Source organism: Candidatus Palauibacter sp., assembly GCF_965208055.1.
Classification (GTDB): domain Bacteria; phylum Gemmatimonadota; class Gemmatimonadetes; order Palauibacterales; family Palauibacteraceae; genus Palauibacter.
In genome coordinates this window covers 4,001,955-4,015,668 of record NZ_CBDBNY010000004.1, presented here as the reverse complement: position 1 = coordinate 4,015,668, position 13,714 = coordinate 4,001,955, and the positions used below count along the sequence as shown (strand labels likewise).

Below are 13,714 nucleotides of genomic sequence, written 5' to 3'. Positions count from 1 at the left end.
ATCCCGGCTCCGCGTTCTTCAGAAGCTGTCAAGCCAGTTGAACTCCGAATGCCTTGAAACGGCGGAAATCCGCCTCATCCGCCGTGGCAAGCTGTGCGCCGGCGCCGAGCGCCGACGCCGCGATCATGCAATCGGGCAGCGATCCGCGCCGACGCCCGCACTCGTCAAAGAGGCGGGCCGCCACGACGGCGTCCACACCGGTGAAATCGACGCGGGGGCCAACGATGGCGTCGGCCACTCGCAGTCGGGACGGCGAGAGGGGACCGCACAGGAACTCCGCCCACGCCACGGCGCTCATGCCGATCCCTTCGCCCGCCGAGATCCAGCCGCTCAACCGCCGGTCTTCCGTCGATCCGGCGACCAGCGCCCGGATGAGAAAGCTCGTGTCGAGATGGATCATTCCTCGACCGCGTGGGGAGGCGTCGTCCAGGCACGGCGTTCGGCCATGACGTCGCGCACCCAGCGATCGATGTCCACGCCGTCCTCGAGCACGTCGGCCTGCAGTCGGCGAAGGGCCGCCAGCGGTCCGGCCGCGCCGCCTCTGTCTTCCGCCGCCGCCGTCCTGACCGCCCGGCGCAGCACCTCGGACTTGGAAACGTTCCACCGCGATGCCAGGGCTTCCAGCGTTCGCACCGTCTCCACATCGAGTGAGTAGGTGGATTTTATCATAGTGGTGGCCATACCAGCATGGTACGGCCCTACCCCGGACACATCAAGCACCTGCCGGCTGCGCGTCTCGCGTACCCTCTACCCGCTTCGGTGCGCGGCCGCGGCGAGGGCGGCGGACAAGTCCCCGAAGGCTTCCTCGCTGCGGCCGAGCGCCGCGATGAGCGCGGACCCCACGACGACGCCGTCCGCCATGCCCGCGACCGCCGCCGCCTGCTCCGGGGTGGAGATCCCGAACCCCACGGCCACCGGCAGGCGCACCGTCTTGCGCAGCCGTTTCACCTGGTCGTCGAGCGCGGCGTCCAGCGCCTCCCGCGCGCCCGTCACGCCGAGGCGGGAGATGTAGTAGAGGAACCCCGAGGCGTGGCCGAGGATGGTCTCGAGGCGGTCGCGCGGCGTGGTGGGGGCCGCGAGGGGGATGAGGTCGAGCGGACCGGCGGCCAACCGCCGCTCCAGCTCCGGGTGCGAACCCACGGGAAGGTCGGTGACGAGGAGTCCCGCCGCCCCCGCGGCCTCCGCCCGCGCCAGGAAGCGTTCCACTCCCATGCGGAGGATCGGATTCAGGTAGGAGAAGACGACGACGGGCGGCAGGTCGGCCGATATCCCGGCTAACTGCTCCAGGGTGGATTCGACCGTCACGCCCTGCTCCAGCGCCCGCCAGCTCGCGGCCTGGATCGTCGGCCCGTCCGCGAGCGGGTCGCTGAACGGGATCCCCAGTTCGATGATGTCGGCGCCATCCGCCGCCAACCGCTCGAGCAGGCGCGGCGTGTCCTCCGGTCTCGGAAACCCGCTCGACAGGAAGGGGATGAACGCCGCCCCCGCGTCCCGATCCTCGAACGCGCCCCCGATCCGCGATCCGGCGCGCGCGGCGGGGGCCGCGGCGGGGGCTGTGCCGCCGGGAACACTCAAGAGCCGTCGTCCGCCCCGTCGCGCTGCCCGTCGTCCTCCCCGTCCTCCGTCGTGACCGAGGCGCGCTGAGTCCCCCACTTCTCGAACCACTTCCTCAGGTAGAGCTGCGTGCGCAGGAAATTCGACGGACGCGAACTCGTCCCGTGCCACTCCCCCTGGCGGCGCACCATGACCGTCGGCACGCCCTCGTAGTGAAGCGCCTGGTAGAACTCCTCGGTCTGAACCATCGGCGTCCGCAGATCCATCTCCCCCGTCATCAGCATCGTCGGCGTCGTCACATTCCCGACGTAGAAGATGGACGACCGGTCCATCCACTCCTCCGGATCGTCCCAGAAGGGCTTCTCGAACGTGCGCCGGTAGCCGATAGCGTCGGACGTCCCCATCGCGGACATCCAGTTCACGATCGGGCAGTTCGCCGAGGCGGCCCGGAAACGGTCCGTGTTCCCCACGATATACGACGTGGCGTTCCATACTCACGGCCGCCTTCGTCCGCACGGTCACGACGCCCGGAAAGTACGGCGACCAGCACGGACTGATCCTACGCGTCCGGCCCTCCGGGTCAAGGCAGTGGATCTGGCGCGGACGGTTCGAGCCCGGCGGGTGGATCTCGGCCTGGGCGGCTATCCGTACACGACGCTCGCGGAGGCGCGCGAGCTCGCCTTCGAGTTCCGGAAGCTGGGGCGGGCCGGCGGGGACCCGCGGACGCTCCAGCCGGGCGCCCAGAACGGGATCCCGACGTTCAAGGAGGCCGTTGAGAAGGTGATCGCGATTCACCGGGCCTCCTGGCGGACGGGCTCGACGAGCGAGGCGCAGTGGCGCTCCTCTCTCGAGACCTACGCCTACCCGCACATCGGCAGGATGCCCGTGGACACCGTCTCGACCACGGACGTGATGCACGTCCTCACTCCCATGTGGAACGTGAAGCGGCCCACGGCGAAGCGGGTCCGGCAGCGGATCGGGGCCGTCATGAAGTGGGCCGTCGCCGAAGGTTACCGCACGGACGACCCCGCCGGCGACGCGACCGCCGCGGCCCTGCCGAAGGGCGGCGTCAAGAAGAAGCACTTCAAGGCCATCCTACACGGGGAGGTCGCCCAAGCCGTCGCGACGGTGCGCGCGGCCGATGTCCGGCCGCCGCTCACGGCGGTGTTCGAGTTTCAGGTCCTCACCGCCTCCCGCCCCGGGGAGGTCCGGCAGGCCGACTGGTCGGAGATGGACATCGAGGCCCGCGTGTGGACGGTCCCGGCCGAGCGAGCGAAGTCAGGCCGGACTCATCGCGTCCCTCTCACCGCGAGAGCCATCGCGCTGCTCGAGGACGCGCGGCGCTTCTCACACGGGAAGGGGCTGAAAGATATGTTCGACGACCCTTAAAGTCTTTGTATCGCCGCTCCCGTCCATCGGCTTCCCGAAATACAACAAAATGTCGTGCTTGCGGGGAAATCCCAATCGTGGGGGACGACCCTTGGGAGGATAACACCATGCGATCTCATTACGGAAGCCTGCCCCCCTCGAAGATGTACCGAAGATGGCATCCATTACCAACTTCAGGTAATTCAGTTCCCTTATTAGTCCACGAGCAGTTGCCTCGTCAATCACGAGTTGGAGAGCCACGTTTCCACTTCTGGGTTCGACGACTTTGTCTATCTATTGTTCTCCCATGCAAAGGCCTCCCCAGCGCGTTCGATGACTGTCGTTTTCGTGCGGTGTTTCCGTCATGGGCGGAGTTCCCGGATCGGTATTGCCGTCGACCGTACGCTGCTGAAGCGACTTGCAGGAGTGCTAGCCGGACACCCGCGCGGCCAGCATGGCGCGGGCCTCGCGTGCGGGCTCGTAGGACTCGTCGGCGGTCTCCCAAGCTGCGAGCGCGCCCCCCAGGCGCTCCCGCGCTCCCGCGGTATCACCTCGCGCCCGCAGTGCCCGAGCCAACTCCAATTGGGCGCGCGGGTCGGCCGGACGCAGGCGGAGCGCCTCTCGCAACTCCTCTTCGGCCTCCTTCAGGCGACCGGCTTTCCGCAGCACGCGTCCGATCCGGCGATGGAAGTTGAGGCTGGGATCCTCCGCCATCGCCTCCCGGTAGTGCCGAAGGGCCAGTCCGTATTCGCCCTCGATTTCTTCGATCCGTCCGAGGTCGCCGATCAGGGCCGGACGGATCCCGTCGGCACCCGCCGCCTCGATACTTTCCAGCGCGTCGCGGTAGGCATCGCGCGCCACCGCGCTCTTTCCCGCTCCGATAGCGATGCGAAGCTCCCAACGCCGGACAAACCAGTCGCTCGCCGGAGGAGGATCCCGCAGTTCCTCGAACAGGTTGACGGCGTCGTTGTAGCGGCCCGCCTCAAGATAGACGTCGATGTCGGTGAACCTGTGCTGGGCGATCTGAAGCGGGGAGTACACACCGGAGGCCTCGGCGCGCCAGGCCTCCGCCGTCCGGATCGCGTCCTCCATCTGGCCGCGGAACCTGTAGTACTCCCTCAGTTCGTCGAGCGCGGCGGCCCTCTGCCTGGGTGCACGCGCCAAGCGCTGCGCCCGCTCATATCCCGCCAGCGCTTCCTCGAAGCGGCCCAGGTCGAGATCGAGCGACGCGAGTGCGTTCACCGGCTCCGGGTTGAGGGGTTCGACGACAACCGCCCGCTCGAGATGCTCGCGCGCGGTGCCGTGTGCTCCCCGACGCCGCTGGATGCGGGCTATCTCCATGTAGCCCGTGTAGTCCTCCGGAGACCGTTCCACGTACAGCGCCAGCGCCGCCAGGGCCTGGTCGGCTTCGCCCAGCGCCTCGTGAACTCTGGCCAGAGCCTTGAGGAGTGAATGGTCGGCGGGACTCAGCCGGTGCAGCGTCCGGTACGTCTGGATCAACTCCTCCCGCTCTCCCCGGAGCCACTGAACGAGGGCGTATTGGCTGAGGGCGGCCGGATCCTCCGGATGGAGCGCGACCCACATCTCGATAACGGCAAACCCCAGCTCCTGCTGGTCCGTCAGGAAGTAATAGTCGGCCTTTGCCTGGAAGCGGAGCCGTTCCGGGAGCCGGTAGACGTGGTCGATGGCCGCCTGCATCGCCGCGACGGCTTCGTCCGGACGGTTGGCGTCCAGGAACACCAGCGACCGGCGGTACTGCGCCATCGCAAATGTCGGATCAAGGACGACCGCAGCGCTCAGCCCCTCGAGCGCGCGATCGAGGTCCGGCGGATCGGAGAGCAGCTTCGCATAGGCGCGGCCAAACGCCTCGAAGGCCGCTTCATCCTCGGTGAGCCGCTGCCGAACCGGAAGATCGTCGATCTCGTCCCGGTCGGGGATGTCAAGAGCCTCCGCGAGAGTGTCCGACATCTGATCGATGAGCGCCAAAAAGTCCGGGCCTTGGTGCACCGTTTCGCTGACCAGCGAGCCATTCTCCGCGTTGTGGAGCATCAGTGTCACCCGATACTCGTCTCCCACCCGATCGACGACGCCGGCGGCGATGAACGTCGCGCGGAACTGCTCCGCCACGTCGCGCTTGAGCGCCAGCGGCACGTCGCCCGAAGCGGGAAGCTCGAATTCCGACAGATACCGATTGAACTCGGAGACCGGAATCGGATCGAAGAAGTCGTCCACGGCGAGATCCAATTCGAGGGCCAGCGGCGCCATGTAGGTGAGCCAGACCTCGTCCGTGTCCAGGCCCGATCCCCTGTCGAACCGGGACAGGGCCGTGCGCTTCCGGTACTCCGGCTTCGCCACAGCGCGTTGGACCGTCTCTCCGCTCTCCGTCTCGACGGCGACGGCCGTCGTCGCCGACCTGAGATCCGCGCCGCCAAAGAGAACCAGGAGCACGACGGCCGCGAGGATCACGTTCGCGGGAACTCCGATTTTCTCCGCCAGCGGCACTTCATCACGCCCGGGCCGGCCGTGGTACCACGCGAGCATGACTACGGTCGGCACCAAGAGCAGGACCGTGGCCACGGCCACTCTAGGCAAGTGGGGAGAAAGGAGAAACTCGTCCGTCAGGAAGGCGACGCATTCGACCAATCCCCAGGACGCGGCCGCGTAGATGGAGACCACATGAGGAACGCGACGCTCGAAGAGTGGCTTGGTCAGACCGACCATGTGCGTTCCTCCTTCGAGACGAGCTTCATGGTTGTCAGCCAAGCTAGGACGGCGCGCCGTCGGTTGGAAGACAAGGCGTCCGCCTACGACCTTGTGTTCGGTTACAAGTCTGTGTGCGTTAGGTTCCGTCGCCTAAGCCGCCGGGGTAGGAAACGAGAAGCGCGAGACGATTGACACCGTTGCGGGCGCTGTGCGGCAACCGCCACATGGTCATGATCGCCGACGAGGCCCCGGTGCGGAAACGGCCGGAAGGTCCGTGGGTTTGCGACCGGCGCTTGGGCGCCTGCACTTTTGACTTTGGCGCACGCGTCGCCGTATGGTTTCACCACTCCGGTCGCCCGGAATTGCTGGCGTGGCCCAGAGACCGGACCGGTTCCGGAACCATGCCGCTCCGGTCGGATTCGACAACTTGAACACGGAGCTAAGAACCCGTACCTGCCGCCATCGACCGAACCAGTCCGCCGCCACTGGTGGCTGGGCGCCGCCTCCGCAACCTGATCGCCCGATACAGGGATACGCTCGGCCTCTTTCGCTGGCTCCACCGTGAATACGGACCCATCGTTCGGTACAGAATCCTGGGTTTCGAGTTCTGCCTCCTCTCCGATCCCGAGTTGATCGAGGAGGTGCTCTACGCGAAGCGGCAGTCCTTCGAGAAGGGGTTCATGTACAAGCGGAGCCTGCTCCTGCCCCGCCCTACGATCATCACGGGAGACGGGGAGGACCACAAACGGCGGCGGCGGCTCGTCCAGCCGTACTTCGACAGAAGGATGCTCGACGCCAATGCCTCCATCATGGCCGAACAGGTGGTGGCGACGAGGGACGAATGGAGGGACGGTGAAATCCTCGACATGGACGGGACGGCGCACGAACTGACCCTGTCCATTTCCCTGGAGATCTTCTTCGGGAACACACTTCAGGTCGATGCAACAATGCTGCGGAGAGTGCTCAAGCTGTGCGGCATCGACATCGCCTCGGCCATGCTTCCGAGCCGTCGGCTGCGCCGCCTGATCCTGTCGTCGTTTCGGCGGCTCCGGGGTGCGTACCGGGAGCTGGCCGAGCAGGTCCTGGCGGGGGTCCAGTCCGCTCGCGCTGAAGACACGTCCCGGTTTGACCTCGTGTCGTACCTGGCCCGTGCGACGGATGAGGACGGAGAGCACGCCTTCAGCGAGGAGGAAGTCGTCGACGGCGTCATCGAAATGCTGATCGCATCGCTGACCACGACCGCTACGACGATCACCTGGGCAACCTACTACCTTGCGCGGAACCCCGTGGCGCGTGAGAGGCTCGAGCGCGAGGTCGACGAAACGTTGAACGGACGGGTGCCGACCTTCGAGGACTGCGAACGCCTCCGCTACACGGGCGCTGTGATTTCCGAAGTGCTGCGGCTTGCCCCGCCGGCCTACTATCTCGGACGGAAAGCGACGCGGGATTGCACCGTCGGCGGTTACTTCATTCCGGCAGGCGCCAATGTGCAGCTCTTCTGCTTCCCGTCTCCGAGGGACGAACGCTACTTCCCGCACGCCGACGAGTTCCGGCCGGAACGCTGGCTCGAGAGTCAGCCCGCGCGACCGCGCTGCTCCTACATGCCGTTCAGCTCGGGGACTCGCGGCTGTGCCGGCGAGGCATTCGGACGGACCAACCTGACGTGCGCGCTGGCGGGCATCGCCCAGCAGTGGCGGCTCGATCTCGTATCTGAGGAGTTTCCGAAGTTGAATACCCTGGCGTCCTACGCTTTCAGGGATGGTCTCCCCGTCAGGGCAAGTGGGCGCAGCCAGGGGTCGTGATCCCTACCGAACCTCGTAGTCGCCCTGTTCTATCCAGAATCTCACGCCCATGTAGCGACGCAGGCCCGGGGGCCGCAGCATGGGAAAGCGTTCGAGGATCCACGCCAGCGTGATCCCGGCGGTGCAAAGCGCGCGGTGCCGTTCCCGCGGGTACCCCAGCCGATCCGCGAGGCGGTCGCCCAGGAGCCTTCTGGATAGCGCATAGAGGATGCGGACGAACATCCGGGCGGCGAAATCGGACTCGATCTTCATGTAGTCCGGAGCGGCCTCGATCAGCGCCTTGCACAGCCGCTTCGAGTCCTCGTCCGGATCGAATTCCAGGCTGTACGCCACGTCCATCAGGTGCCGGGCCTCGGCTTCGGACGTGTAGAGCATCTCGGGATGGATGCCGAACAGGTAGCCGATGTATCGCCAAATCAGCAGGACGCTCTCGGTTTCCCGCGTGCTGACGCGGCCTCCCAGACGCCGCATCCCGTCGATGACGAGGAGGGAAAAGACGATCGTTCCCATCGCCATGTGTGCCTGGTTCAGAGGCAGTCCGGCGGTCAGATCCCATTGGCCCGAGTCGAGAATGCGGCGGCGGCTGCGGGCATGGAGCATCCGGGTGACGACCGCGAATTTGAAGCCATCGGCGTGACGCCGCAGGCTGCCCGGCATGAAGACTTCGGTGATGAACCGCGTGGTGACGGCATAGCGCCGGGCCGTGTTGTTGAGCAGCGCCTGTGAAAACGCCAGCGGCTTGTTGCCGGTCGCGAGATAGGCGTGGGGCAGCGCATAGACCGCGAACGACATGGCCGGCAGCAGCGCGTTCCGCATGATCTTTGCGCTCGCGGGGTTCATCCCGCCCCAATCGACCCAGAACGGAACGTGATCGAGATGCTCGAAGAGCGCCACCAGTTCCTCCGGTGGATTCTTCACCGAATCGATCCCCTCGTGGATGGCCTGCATCAACATGCGGCGGCCCTCCCGGGGCCTCATCCCGGCGAAGCGGTCAACGAGGTCGTCGGCGAGGTGATCGCCCTTGTGCAGGTATTCGAGGTACCGGTCGGCGGAGTGCCCGTGTTTCGCCCGGGCCGCAGCAATTCGTTCCGGCGAGAGCGGAGGGTGCGGCGACAGGCCCGGCAAGCCCGACTCGATCATGCCGATTCCCGCGCCCCGGAACCGTAGCCGAGGATGGACTGGCCGGGCTGGCAAGCGTCCGCGAGAGCCCGATGCTCTTCCGGATCAAGCGCCGGCCAGCGGGCGTCTTGCGGCCGCACCAGGGCAGCTGCGGAATCGATCCACACCGGATCCTCGAACTCCCGGCCGACGAACCGGACGAAGCGGGCCAGTTCCTCATGCGGGCAGGCGAGGACGCTCTCGTAACGCATGGTGAGGACCCGTTCCCGCGGAAGGGCGCTCAGGTACCCCGCGCCACGCTCTATCATGTCGCTCCAGAACCGGCCGAACGAGGCAAGTTCGATGACTTCGCGCCGATAGCGGTCAGCCCGAAAGATCAGCTTGAACCAGATCAGGCTGAGCAGCGGAACCCATGGACTCGTGCCGGGCAGGTTGCGCTCGTGGAACGGGTCGATCCCGAGCCGACGCATTCTCTCGGCGGCCAGCACGCGCCAGCGAAAGAAGTGGTGCTGCCGCATCGACATCGCCGTGTCGCGTCCGTCACGGTGGATATGCACGAATCGGGCATCGGGGAACATCCGGGCCAGTGTCGCCACGAACGGCAGCGAAGCGCCGGAGCGCTCGATCCAGACGGACTTCCCGAAGCGGTGCGCGAGCCAGTCGAAGACGAACCGGTACTGGTCGGCAAGCGTTTCCTTGCCCCGGTGGCGCAATACCGGGGCCAGTTCGTCCCAGGTGCCCTCGGCGTCCTCCGTGATGTGGGGCAGGGTGGAGCCCATGATCGGTGGCACGTTGTGCCGTCGGTAGCGCGACCCCGGACCGAATCGGTAGAGGAACTCGTCAACTTGAAACCCGTTCTCCAGCAGGGCGCGACCTTCAACGGAAAGCGTGTCGAGTCGCCGAAACACCGCCTCCCCCGTCAATCGCCGGCCGAATAATGCCCGACTGCCCAATGACGTAAAGAACTCCGACACGCTGAGCATGTCCGGGTGCCGCCGGACGATGTTGGACAGCATCGTCGATCCGCACCGTCCGGTGCCGACGATGAAGACGGGAGCCGTAGGAATTGGCGAGGACCAGAGGGTGAATAGGGTCAGCTTCCGAGCGTGAACTCGAAGCCCGCCAGGGCCATGATCCCTCGGTTGCGCGACGGATCGTCGGCGTCGCCGATGTTGGAGAGGCCCCGCGTGTAGACGACCTCGGCGCCCAGTCGCAGGGAGCGGCTCAGCGCGAGGCTCACGCCCCACCCCAGGGAGAGCCCCACATCGAAGTCCGGCACCGATCCTTCGACTGAGGGACCGTTGTCCATGGTTGTACCGCAGTCGCCCCCGGCCCGGGTGCCATCGATGATGATGGCGGCTTCGCACGAGAGGTTGTAGCCCACCGAGGGACCGAAAAGCACATACGCCGACACCGCGCGACCAGCAATCGGCACATCCAGCCTCCCCAGGACGCCGAAATCCAGGTAAGCGAGTTCGGCGACCGCGCTTACCGATACCTGCTCGATCATCGTGGTCGCCTCCGACCCGGCCGATCTGTACAGGAGGCCAGGCCGGAGACTGAACGCGCCCGAGAGCGGTACGGTGAGCGATACGCCGGCGTTGATCCCCTGGCGGTTCTCCATCCTCACTTCGTCGTCGGCCGTCGATATGCGGGACCATGTTGGGCCGGCGTGGAGTCCAAGCGTAATCTGCGCCGCGGCACCGGATGGCATGGCGGCGGCGGAAACAAGCGCGAGCACTGCCACGAAGAGCTTCTTCATCGTGTCCTCCTGCTGCGTTTCAGTGTCGGATGAAGCTCCCCATCCCGTCCTGTCGACGGGTCCCGATGGCTCATCGCCGCGCGGTTTGCTTCATTGGGGCGGGCGCTCGAATCTGACGACTCCGGCAGTTGCACGACCTGTTCGGCAGCGGCCACGCCCGAGGCCAGAGCACCGTTCAGAGGACAGCGCATTGTTGCCGTCCAATCCTTGCTACAATATAGGGCAGCGAATGCGATCCGTGGGCGATAGACCGGGATCATTTTGGTGATATTGTGGCGATACTCCAGGCGTGACCGCGCCGGAGCGCGCCGGATGCCCGAAAGAGGAGTGATTTGCGGAGCCATTCTGCGGATCAGCGAGAGCCTCGATCTCGACACCGTCCTGCAGGAGATCGTCGACCGCGCCCGCGCCCTGACCGGGGCGCGCTTCGGGCTGCTCACGACCATCGACGAGGCCGGCCGGCCCGCGCGCTTCATCGGCTCCGGCATCACGGCGGACGAGCACCGACGAATGACGGACTGGGCCGACGGGCCACGGCTTTTCGAGCACCTGCGGGACCTTCCGGAGGCGCTGAGAGTGCGAGACGTCCCCGGTTACCTTCGCTCGCACGGGTTCAGCGCCGAGGTACTGCCGTACAAGACCGGGCAGGCCGCTCCGATCCGTCATCGCGGCGCGCACGTGGGCAGCCTCTTTGTCGGGGAAAAGGAAGGCGGGGGGGAGTTCGCGAGCGGGGACGAAGATGTGCTCGTGCTCTTCGCGTCGCAGGCGGCGACGGCCATCGCCAACGCGCGGGCCTACCGGGACGAGCAGCGGGCCCGGGCCGACCTGCAAGCCCTGGTGGAGACCTCGCCGGTCGGCGTGGTGGTCTTCGACGCCGGGACCGGCGGCATCGTGTCGCTCAACCGCGAGGCGAGACGGATCGTCGAGGGCCTGCGGATGCCGGACCGCTCGTTGGAGCGGTTGCCGGAGGAGATAACGTTCCGGCGGGCGGACGGGCGCGAGGTGGCTCTGTCCGAGTTCCCGCTGGCCGGTCAGTTGAGCAGCAGCGAGACGCTTCGCAGCGAGGAGGTGGTGCTCTCGGTTCCCGACGGCCGGAGCGTCAAGACGTTGCTCAACGTCACGCCGATCGATGCGCCGGAGGGCGGAGTGGCGTCGGTCGTGGTCACGATGCAGGATCTGGCGCCGTTCGAGGAACTCGAGCGGATGAGGACGGAGTTCCTCGCGATCGTGAGCCACGAACTGCGCGTGCCGCTCACCTCGTCCGCCACGAAATCCCACGCGGCGGCGGGGGCCGCGGCAGGCGCTCTGCCGCCAGGAACACTCAAGAGCCGTCGTCCTCCCCGTCCTCCGTCGTGACCGAGGCGCGCTGCGTCCCCCACTTCTCGAACCACTTCCTCAGATAGAGCTGCGTGCGCAGGAAATTCGACGGGCGCGAACTCGTCCCGTGCCACTCCCCCTGGAAGCGCACCATGACCGTCGGCACGCCCTCGTAGTGAAGCGCCTGGTAGAACTCCTCGGTCTGGCCCATCGGCGTCCGCAGGTCCATCTCCCCCGTCATCAGCATCGTCGGCGTCGTCACGTTCCCCACGTAGAAGATGGACGACCGGTCCATCCACTCCTCCGGATCGTCCCAGAAGGGCTTCTCGAAGGTGCGCAGGTAGCCGATGGCGTCGGACGTCCCCATCGCGGACATCCAGTTCACGATCGGACAGTTCGCCGAGGCGGCCCGGAAGCGGTCCGTGTTCCCGACGATATACGAGGTGAGGATGCCGCCGCCGGAGCAGCCGTACACGAACAGGTTGTCCTCGTCGACGTAGCCGCGCCGCAGCATCTCGTCGACGCCGCCCATGAGGTCGGGAAAATCCGCGCCCGGGTAGTCGTGGTTGATCGCGTTCGCGAACTCCGTCCCGTATCCCGTGCTTCCCCGCGGGTTCGTGTAGAGGACGACGTAGTCGTTCGAGGCGTGCTCCTGGAAGGCGAAGTTGAACCCGCCGTTGTACATGCCGTGCGGTCCGCCGTGGATGGCGAGCATGAGCGGATACTCGCGATCCGGATCGAAGTCGGGCGGCTTCACGATCCAGCCCTGGATCCGGAAGCCGTCCGTCGACTCGTACCAGACCTCCTCCACCTCGCCGAGGGTCACGCCGTGGAGCACGTCCGCGTTGACCTCCGTGAGGCGGGTGACCTCGCCCGGGGTCGAGAGGGAGAACCGATAGAGGTCGCCGGGCTCGTGGTCCGTGGCGATCGTGCCCACCGCGGTGCCGTCCTCCGCGAAGGAGGAGAGGGAGAAGAGATGCGCCCCGTCGGTGAGCTGCGTCACGCCGCCATCGACGGAGACGAAGTGGAGCTGCCGATACCCTTCCCGGCTCACGTTGAAGTAGAGGCCGCTCCCGTCGGGCGCCCACTGGAAGCCGCCGGACTGCCGGTCGTAGTCCCCGGAGATGAGCCGCGAGCCGGACCCGTCGCGGTTCATGACGTGGATTCTGCTGTTCCGGTAGGTGTCGCGGTGCTCGTCCCCCGCGCTGTAGGCGATGAGGCGGCCGTCGGGCGAGGGAACGGGTCCCGCGTCCGGGCCGCGCCGTTCCGTGAGCTGGCGAATCGCGCCGGAGGCCACGGAGACCGCGTAGATCTCGGACTCCTGCCAGTGTTCGGGCCGGTCCCAGTCGGCGGCCCGGTAGGAGGAGAAGTAGATCTCGCTCCCGTCGGGGCTCCAGGCGATCCCGCCGTGGTTCCAGTCCCCCGTCGTGAGCTGGCGGGCGGCGCCCCCGTCCGCCGGGACGACGAACACATGGGTCCAGCCGGTGTCGACGTACCCCTGGCGGTCGCGCTTGTAGCCGGCGCGCTCGACGATCTTCGGCCCGGTGGTCCACGTCGCTCCGTCCGGCCGCGAGGGAAGGTCGACGCCGGCGAAGTCCGCGCGGTCGTTCACCCGGCTCGTGAAGGCGATCCACTCTCCATCGGGCGACCAGCGGGGTGAGGACGGTCCGTTCTCGAGGCGGGTGATCTGGGTCGTGGCGCCCTCTTCGTCCATCCAGCGCACGAAGATCTGGCTCCCGGAGGGCTCGCCCGCTGCCGTGAACAGGATGCGCGTGCCGTCGGGGGACCAGCGCGCTCCGCCGCCGTCGACGAGCGCCCGCTTCCGGCTCCCGTCCGCGTTCATCATGTAGAGGGACGACTCGCGCCGGTCGTTGACCTTGTCCACCCAGCCGCGGGTGTAGACGATCTTCGATCCGTCCGGCGAGATCCGGGGGTTGGAGACCGACTCCATGTCCATGTAGTGGTCGAGCGACAGCCGGCGGGTCTGGGCCGCCGCGTCCGCGGCGAGCGCTCCGGCGGCGATGGCTGTCAACAGGGCGGCGCATCCGAACGTCGTCTTCATCCTTCGCTCCTTCGGCTTCGTGACCGG

At 66.9% G+C, this 13,714-nt stretch carries 12 protein-coding genes; 3 read left to right on the top strand and 9 right to left on the bottom strand.

Features of this window, described 5'->3' with window-relative positions; all coding sequences use genetic code 11:
- Window positions 1-28 precede the first annotated feature (28 nt).
- From ACOGXI_RS17650 to ACOGXI_RS17635, 4 genes are all read right to left on the bottom strand, one after another.
- Entirely contained in the window at window positions 29-400 is a 372-nt protein-coding gene (locus ACOGXI_RS17650; protein ID WP_419940115.1) for a type II toxin-antitoxin system VapC family toxin, read from the bottom strand.
- On the bottom strand, window positions 397-669 hold the full coding sequence (locus tag ACOGXI_RS17645; RefSeq protein WP_419940114.1) for a ribbon-helix-helix protein, CopG family: 273 nt from the start codon (window positions 667-669) through the stop codon (window positions 397-399). Before ACOGXI_RS17645 ends, ACOGXI_RS17650 begins: the two co-directional genes overlap by 4 nt.
- A 78-nt stretch (window positions 670-747) precedes the next feature.
- Window positions 748-1,575: a tryptophan synthase subunit alpha gene (trpA, locus tag ACOGXI_RS17640; protein WP_419940113.1), complete on the bottom strand. Its 828-nt coding sequence runs from the start codon at window positions 1,573-1,575 to the stop codon at window positions 748-750.
- Entirely contained in the window at window positions 1,572-2,024 is a 453-nt protein-coding gene (locus tag ACOGXI_RS17635; RefSeq protein WP_419940112.1) for an alpha/beta hydrolase family protein, read from the bottom strand. Before ACOGXI_RS17635 ends, trpA begins: the two co-directional genes overlap by 4 nt.
- A gap of 118 nt (window positions 2,025-2,142) precedes the next feature.
- On the opposite strand from ACOGXI_RS17635, the gene ACOGXI_RS17630 reads away from it, so the two are divergent.
- A complete protein-coding gene (locus ACOGXI_RS17630) occupies window positions 2,143-2,943 on the top strand; it encodes a tyrosine-type recombinase/integrase (RefSeq protein ID WP_419940111.1) in 801 nt (266 codons plus the stop codon).
- A gap of 408 nt (window positions 2,944-3,351) precedes the next feature.
- On the opposite strand, the gene ACOGXI_RS17625 is transcribed toward ACOGXI_RS17630, so the two are convergent.
- A complete protein-coding gene (locus ACOGXI_RS17625) occupies window positions 3,352-5,643 on the bottom strand; it encodes a tetratricopeptide repeat protein (protein WP_419940110.1) in 2,292 nt (763 codons plus the stop codon).
- 470 nt (window positions 5,644-6,113) lie between these two features.
- Between ACOGXI_RS17625 and ACOGXI_RS17620 the strand changes: the two genes are divergently transcribed.
- Window positions 6,114-7,427 (top strand): cytochrome P450, encoded by a 1,314-nt coding sequence (locus ACOGXI_RS17620; protein ID WP_419940109.1) that lies wholly within the window; start codon window positions 6,114-6,116, stop codon window positions 7,425-7,427.
- A gap of 3 nt (window positions 7,428-7,430) precedes the next feature.
- Here ACOGXI_RS17620 and ACOGXI_RS17615 read toward each other — a convergent pair whose 3' ends face one another.
- The 3 genes from ACOGXI_RS17615 to ACOGXI_RS17605 are packed head-to-tail and all read right to left on the bottom strand — an operon-like array spanning window position 7,431 to window position 10,308.
- Window positions 7,431-8,567 (bottom strand): oxygenase MpaB family protein, encoded by a 1,137-nt coding sequence (locus tag ACOGXI_RS17615; RefSeq protein ID WP_419940108.1) that lies wholly within the window; start codon window positions 8,565-8,567, stop codon window positions 7,431-7,433.
- The gene (locus tag ACOGXI_RS17610) at window positions 8,564-9,592 is read right to left on the bottom strand and encodes a sulfotransferase family protein (RefSeq protein ID WP_419940240.1); all 1,029 of its coding nucleotides are present in this window, start codon (window positions 9,590-9,592) and stop codon (window positions 8,564-8,566) included. Before ACOGXI_RS17610 ends, ACOGXI_RS17615 begins: the two co-directional genes overlap by 4 nt.
- Before the next feature lie 47 nt (window positions 9,593-9,639).
- Entirely contained in the window at window positions 9,640-10,308 is a 669-nt protein-coding gene (locus tag ACOGXI_RS17605; protein ID WP_419940107.1) for a porin family protein, read from the bottom strand.
- A 312-nt stretch (window positions 10,309-10,620) separates the two neighbouring features.
- Here ACOGXI_RS17605 and ACOGXI_RS17600 point away from each other — a divergent pair, with 312 nt between their 5' ends.
- Entirely contained in the window at window positions 10,621-11,664 is a 1,044-nt protein-coding gene (locus tag ACOGXI_RS17600; protein WP_419940106.1) for a GAF domain-containing protein, read from the top strand.
- Here the strand turns inward: ACOGXI_RS17600 and ACOGXI_RS17595 are convergent.
- Window positions 11,630-13,687, bottom strand: coding sequence for a S9 family peptidase (locus ACOGXI_RS17595; protein ID WP_419940105.1), 2,058 nt, complete (start codon window positions 13,685-13,687; stop codon window positions 11,630-11,632). The two genes, ACOGXI_RS17600 and ACOGXI_RS17595, sit on opposite strands and share 35 nt — an antisense overlap.
- Between the last annotated feature and the right edge of the window lie 27 nt (window positions 13,688-13,714).

Coding starts and splice junctions, on each gene's coding strand:
- ACOGXI_RS17595 (WP_419940105.1), bottom strand. CDS start 13,687: ATGAAGACGACGTTCGGATGCGCCGCCCTGTTGACAGCCATCGCCGCC.
- ACOGXI_RS17645 (WP_419940114.1), bottom strand. CDS start 669: ATGATAAAATCCACCTACTCACTCGATGTGGAGACGGTGCGAACGCTG.
- ACOGXI_RS17615 (WP_419940108.1), bottom strand. CDS start 8,567: ATGATCGAGTCGGGCTTGCCGGGCCTGTCGCCGCACCCTCCGCTCTCG.
- ACOGXI_RS17605 (WP_419940107.1), bottom strand. CDS start 10,308: ATGAAGAAGCTCTTCGTGGCAGTGCTCGCGCTTGTTTCCGCCGCCGCC.
- ACOGXI_RS17625 (WP_419940110.1), bottom strand. CDS start 5,643: ATGGTCGGTCTGACCAAGCCACTCTTCGAGCGTCGCGTTCCTCATGTG.
- ACOGXI_RS17650 (WP_419940115.1), bottom strand. CDS start 400: ATGATCCATCTCGACACGAGCTTTCTCATCCGGGCGCTGGTCGCCGGA.
- ACOGXI_RS17600 (WP_419940106.1), top strand. CDS start 10,621: ATGCCCGAAAGAGGAGTGATTTGCGGAGCCATTCTGCGGATCAGCGAG.